The 5,269-nt window shown below is 70.3% G+C and carries 4 protein-coding genes and 2 pseudogenes; all 6 read right to left on the bottom strand.

Features of this window, described 5'->3' with window-relative positions; genetic code table 11:
• Positions 1–265: 265 nt before the first annotated feature.
• Positions 266–358, bottom strand: a pseudogene (locus tag AB1460_RS35435) (IS5/IS1182 family transposase); the annotation flags it as partial.
• Positions 359–554: 196 nt separating this feature from the next.
• A pseudogene (locus AB1460_RS35440) lies at positions 555–941 on the bottom strand (AMP-binding protein); the annotation flags it as partial.
• A gap of 5 nt (positions 942–946) precedes the next feature.
• The gene (locus tag AB1460_RS35445; RefSeq protein WP_368966782.1) at positions 947–2,092 is read right to left on the bottom strand and encodes a thiolase family protein; all 1,146 of its coding nucleotides are present in this window, start codon (positions 2,090–2,092) and stop codon (positions 947–949) included.
• Positions 2,085–3,233, bottom strand: a complete 1,149-nt coding sequence (locus tag AB1460_RS35450; protein ID WP_368966783.1) for an acetyl-CoA hydrolase/transferase C-terminal domain-containing protein — start codon at positions 3,231–3,233, stop codon at positions 2,085–2,087. Before AB1460_RS35450 ends, AB1460_RS35445 begins: the two co-directional genes overlap by 8 nt.
• Positions 3,234–3,262: 29 nt before the next feature.
• Positions 3,263–4,372: an acyl-CoA dehydrogenase family protein gene (locus AB1460_RS35455; RefSeq protein ID WP_368966785.1), complete on the bottom strand. Its 1,110-nt coding sequence runs from the start codon at positions 4,370–4,372 to the stop codon at positions 3,263–3,265.
• Positions 4,369–5,121 carry an enoyl-CoA hydratase-related protein gene (locus tag AB1460_RS35460; protein WP_368966786.1) on the bottom strand — a complete coding sequence of 251 codons (753 nt, stop codon included), beginning with the start codon at positions 5,119–5,121 and terminating at the stop codon, positions 4,369–4,371. The genes AB1460_RS35455 and AB1460_RS35460 overlap by 4 nt, the downstream gene beginning before the upstream one ends.
• Between the last annotated feature and the right edge of the window lie 148 nt (positions 5,122–5,269).

The following is a 5,269-nucleotide window of genomic DNA, read 5'->3' on the forward strand; positions in this document are numbered from 1 at the left end:
CGAGGCGGACCAGCAGGTCACGCACCACGGGCAGCGAGCCGAGGAACTTCTCCAGGCTCGGGGACCCGTAGCCCAGTTCGGCGGCCGCCAGCACGCTGCGTGCCGTGCCAGACCGGACGCACTACGCGCCAGGGAGATCGCCACGCCATCCGATCAAGAAGTCACACTGTCAGCACACCGCACGAACGTGCGGAGTACAGGTGACCACTGGACCCGACCGCCGGGAATCATGGCATGCTGTTGTCCCTCACCTTTCGGATCCAGGTCAGCCATCCGACCCAGGAACCTCCCTCCAAGTCCCTCCCAGCTGAGCTGGGGATACAGCAGAGCGCCTCGCGGCGCACAAGGTGCGCTCGACCACTCACCTGCGCGGCACCACGGCGAACCCCTACCTGCCACCGGCGTTGCGCGGAAGGGGCTCGGAGCGGAGGTCGATTTACTGCGGCACCTTGAAATCGGCGATCCGCTCCCTGGCGAACTTCACGAGTTCGGCGGCAGTCGTCCGGCTCGGCGTCGAGCACGAGCGGGGCGCTGTCCGGCAACGCCCGGCCGGGCTCGACCGTGAAGGTCGCCGCGCAGTCCCCCACCACGTACTCGGCTTCGGCCTCGGTGAACCGGGTGTTCACCGGTACCGCGACCGCACCGGCCAGCGAGGCACCGAGGAAGGCCAGACACCAGCCGATTTCGTTGCCGAGCCTGATCGCGACCCGGTCACCGGGCCGCACACCTTGCCTGGCGAGGCCACTCGCGACCCGGGTGGCCCGCTCGAACAGCTCCCGGTAGGCCACCCAGGAGCCGTCCGGGCCGACCACCGCCTCGGCATCCGGTTCCTTCTCGGCAAGCCCGGCGAACAACGCAGGTAGCGAGGCGGGCAGGTCCTTGAACCGTGGTCCCGGCACCACGCCGGACTCGTCGTAGGGCCGGATCCAGGCGGTGGTCATCAGGATCAGACCAGTTCGATGATCGTGGCGTTGGCCTGGCCGCCACCCTCACACATCGTTTGCAGACCGTAGCGAATCCCGTTGTCGCGCATGTGGTGCACGAGCGTGGTCATGATCCGCGCACCGCTGCCGCCCAGCGGGTGGCCCAGCGCGATCGCTCCGCCGTTGGGGTTGAGCGCCTTGGCGTCGGCGCCGATGTCGGCCAGCCACGCCATCGGCACCGAAGCGAACGCCTCGTTGACCTCGAAGGCGCCGATCTCGGACACGTCGAGCCCGCTGCGCTGCAGGGCCTTCTTCGTGGCGGGGATCGGGGCCGTCAGCATGATCACCGGGTCGTCTGCGGCCAGCACCGCGGTGTGCACACGGGCGATCGGCCGCAGGCCCAGTTCGGCCGCCTTCTCGCTGGTGGTCATCAGCAGCCCGGCGGAGCCGTCGCTGATCTGGGAGCTGTTCCCGGCGTGGATCACGCCGTCCGGTTTGAAGGCGGGCTTCAGCTTCGCCAGCGACTCCACGCTGCCGCCCCGCCGCACGCCTTCGTCCGCGGTGACGACCGTGCCATCGTCGAGGGTCACCGGCACAATCTGCGCTTCGAACCGGCCTTCGTCCTGTGCGGCGGCGGCCTTCTCGTGCGAGGCGACGGAGAACTCGTCCAGCTGCGTCCGTGACAGGCCCCAGCGCTCGGCGATCATCTCCGCGCCGATTCCCTGGTTCGGCCGGGCGCCACCGAACCGGCTCTGCAGCGCGGACCCGAACGGGTTCGCGTCACCGACCGCGGCACTCATCGGCACCCGGCTCATCAACTCCACGCCACCAGCGACCACGACGTCGTACTGGCCGCTGATCAGCCCGGCCGCCGCGAAGTGCACCGCCTGCTGCGAAGACCCGCACTGCCGGTCGACCGCGGTGCCCGGCACCGACAACGGCCATCCCGCGGCGAGCACGGCGTTGCGGGCGATGTCGCCCGACTGCTCGCCCACCTGGCCCACGCAGCCCCACACCACATCGTCCACCACCACCGGGCCGATGCCGGTTCGTTCCGCGAGGGCCTGCAGCACCTTGGCCGACAGGTCCACCGGATGCACCCCGGACAACGCACCGTTGCGCTTGCCCACCGGGGTCCGCACGGCCTCCACGATCACCGCGTCACGCATGCTCTTCTCCTTCGTCGAACGACAGTTCTGGATTCCGTTCCCACAACTCATGCAGCGCGTCCCGGCGCTCCGGCCGGGACAGCCCGCGAAGATCCGCCGTGCCTGTCTCGGTTACCACAACATCCACGTCATGCCCCGGGGTGCTCACCGGCCGGGACAACGCGGGCACCAAAGTGGACCGTCCACTGTGCGCGGTGACGGTCGCGATGATGCTGAGGCCCCCGACGGACCTCGTCGCCGCGGCCGTGTAATCGGCGTGCCCGCCGACGCCGCCCAGCACGGTGGTCGCGGTGCCCTCGACGTTGACCTGGCCGTCGAAATCGATCTCCACCGCCGTGTTGACGGCGAAGAGCGGTTCCGCGGACAGGCGGCCGAGGTCGTGAGTGAACTCGATCGGACGGAGCAACGGCCGGCCGTCGGCCCACTCGTACAGCCGCGGTCCCCCCGCGAGGTAAGTGCACACCGGGTCACCGATCAGCAGGCCACGCTCGGCGAGGCCCACCACGGGTTCGGGCAGCATGCCCGTTTCGATCCGGACGGGGACCTTCAGCTCGCCGAGCATCGCGGCCGCCACCGGTCCGGGCCCGACCTGGACCCGTGCCCCTTCGGGAATCAGCGCCAGCACAGACTGCGCTATGGCGAGCTGCTCCTCGCGCGGGGTCGAGTCCGGCAGGGTCAGCGGCGGGTCCGCGCTTTCGCCGACGACGACCACCTGATCCCGGGACAGCCGGGGCCCCGCGTCCGCGCGCGGATGCCCGGGTGCGACCACCCCGGCCACTGTGGCGCCGGCGGCGATAGCGGCGCGCTGCCACGACACTTCGCTGCCGAACGCGAACCCGTCGCCATCCGGGACCACACTCGCGACCAGCAGGTCGGGCCGCCACAGTCCGTGCAGCAGCGCGGGAAACGCCGACAGCCGGACCGGTGGGAACCGGACCGTACCCGCCGCCACGCCCTCCCGCAGGCCCCACCCTGGCATCGCGGTACGCACGTCGGCGAAGGCCGCGAAGTCCAGCCCTGGATCCGCTTCCGGCATCCAGCCCAAGATCAGACGCACTCCTCCGGCCCGCGCGGCCGCCGCCGACAGCTCCGCCGAAACGGTGCGGGGCGCGCCGAAACCGTCCCCGAGTGCGATGGTCATGCCCGGCCGTATCAGGCCGGCGAGCGCGGTCACCGTGGCAAGCCGAGCACCCGCTCGGCGAGGATGTTGCGCTGGATCTCGCTGGTGCCACCGAGAATGGTCTGCGCCCGGCCGACCAGCATCCGGTGTACCAACGGATGCCCGGCCGCCAGCGCGTCCGTCCCGAGTGCCGACGTGGCGAGGTCCCCGAGGTCGCGATACACCTCGGAACTCACCAGCTTCAGCACCGAAAAGGCCGACGAACTCAACTCGGTGTCCGCACCGACCGCCCGCAGCCAGGTGGCGCGCAGGAGCCAGATCCGGCTCCACAAAGCGGTGATGGTGTCTTCGAGGACCGGGTCCAGCAGGCCGTGCTCGCGCGCCGCGGTGGCGACCTCGCGCAGCGCCTCGAACATCCCGACCGCCTGCGCGCCAAGGGAAAGCCGTTCCTGACCCAGGGTCGCGGTGGTCACCCGCCAGCCCTGACCCACCTCGCCGAGCACGCTGTCCCCGGCCAGCCGGACCTTGTCGAAGAACACCTCGCTGAACTTACTTTCGCCGTCGAGCTGCCGCAGCGGGCGCACGGCGATGCCCGGCAGCGTCATGTCGACGACGAACGCGGTGATCCCGAGGTACCGGTCCTCTCCTGTCCGCGCGATGAGCAGACCGTAGTCCGCCGACCCGGCAGCGCTGGTCCACACCTTCTGGCCGTCGATGATCCAGTCGTCGACGTCGGCCCGTGCGCGGGTGCGCAGCGAGGCGAGGTCGGAACCGGCGTCCGGTTCCGAGAACAGCTGGCACCACAGATGGTCTCCGCGCAGAATCGGCGGGAGATACCGCCGCCGCTGGGCCTCGGTGCCGTGCCGCATGATCACCGGTCCGGCGAGATCCGGCCCGACGATGTTGAGCTGCCGCGGCACCCCGGCCCGCGCCGCCTCTTCGGCGAAGATCGCTTGCTCCGCCACGGAAGCGTCCCGGCCACCGTGCTCGGCGGGCCAGTGCAGGCAGGCATATCCCGCCTCGTAGAGCGTGCGGTGCCACTGCCTGCCCGCGGGCACGTCCGTCAGCTGTGGGGTGCCGCCGTAGTCGTACAGCTCCTCCGGTTTGGGTGCGCTCGCGAGCCAGTCCCGCACCTGGGTGCGGAATTCTTCGGCCGTCACGCCCCCGTCCACCGCGGTTCCCGCTTCTCCGTGAAGGCGATCGCGCCCTCCTTGGCGTCCGCACTGGCGAAGACGTGCGCCGTCGCCGCCGCGATCTCCTCCTGGCCCGCGCCCTGGGCCTGCGCTAGCATCAGTTCTTTGGTGACGCGCAGTGCCAGCGGGCCGTTGCGGGCGATCGTGCCGGCCAGCGCGAGCGCCTCGCCGAGCACCTGGTCACCCGGCACAACCCGGTTCACCAGGCCCAGCTCGGCCGCACGGGCCGCGTCGAACGTCTCGCCGGTCAGGGCCAGCTCCAGGGCCCACGCCAGCGGGATCCGCCGGGGCAGGTTCGTGCCACCGCCCGCGGCGACCAGTCCGCGCTTGACCTCCGGCAGGCCGAACTTCGCGTGGTCGGCCACCACAGCCAGATCACACGCGAGCATGAGTTCGAACCCGCCGGCGACGGCGGTACCGTTGACCGCGGCGATGACCGGCTTGGGGTATGCCCGCTGGGTGAACACCTCGAGGCCGGGCCGGGACTCGTCGATCATCGCGCCGCCTGCGGCGAAGGCCCGCAGGTCCATCCCGGCGCAGAAGGCCCGGTCACCGGCCCCGGTGAGCACCACCGCGCGGACGTCGGCGTCCTGCTCGGCCGCGACCAGCGCTGCCCCGATGCCGGCCATGGTCTCGGCGTCCAGCGCGTTCCGGGCCTCTGGCCGGTTGATCGTCACCACGGTGACCGCGTCGTGACGCTCCACCAGAACACTCATCCGTTACTCCTCGATGACTAATGTAACGTGATTCCGTTTTCTTTAGTTGCTGTTATTTGCGACGAGTTTCTTCACACTGGCCTGGACGAGTTTGACCTTGGCGAGGATCTCATCGGCAGTGGCGGTCCAGGTGAAGGGCTCAGCATCG

This window comes from Parafrankia sp. FMc2 (assembly GCF_041008525.1).
Taxonomy (GTDB): Bacteria; Actinomycetota; Actinomycetes; order Frankiales; family Frankiaceae; genus Parafrankia.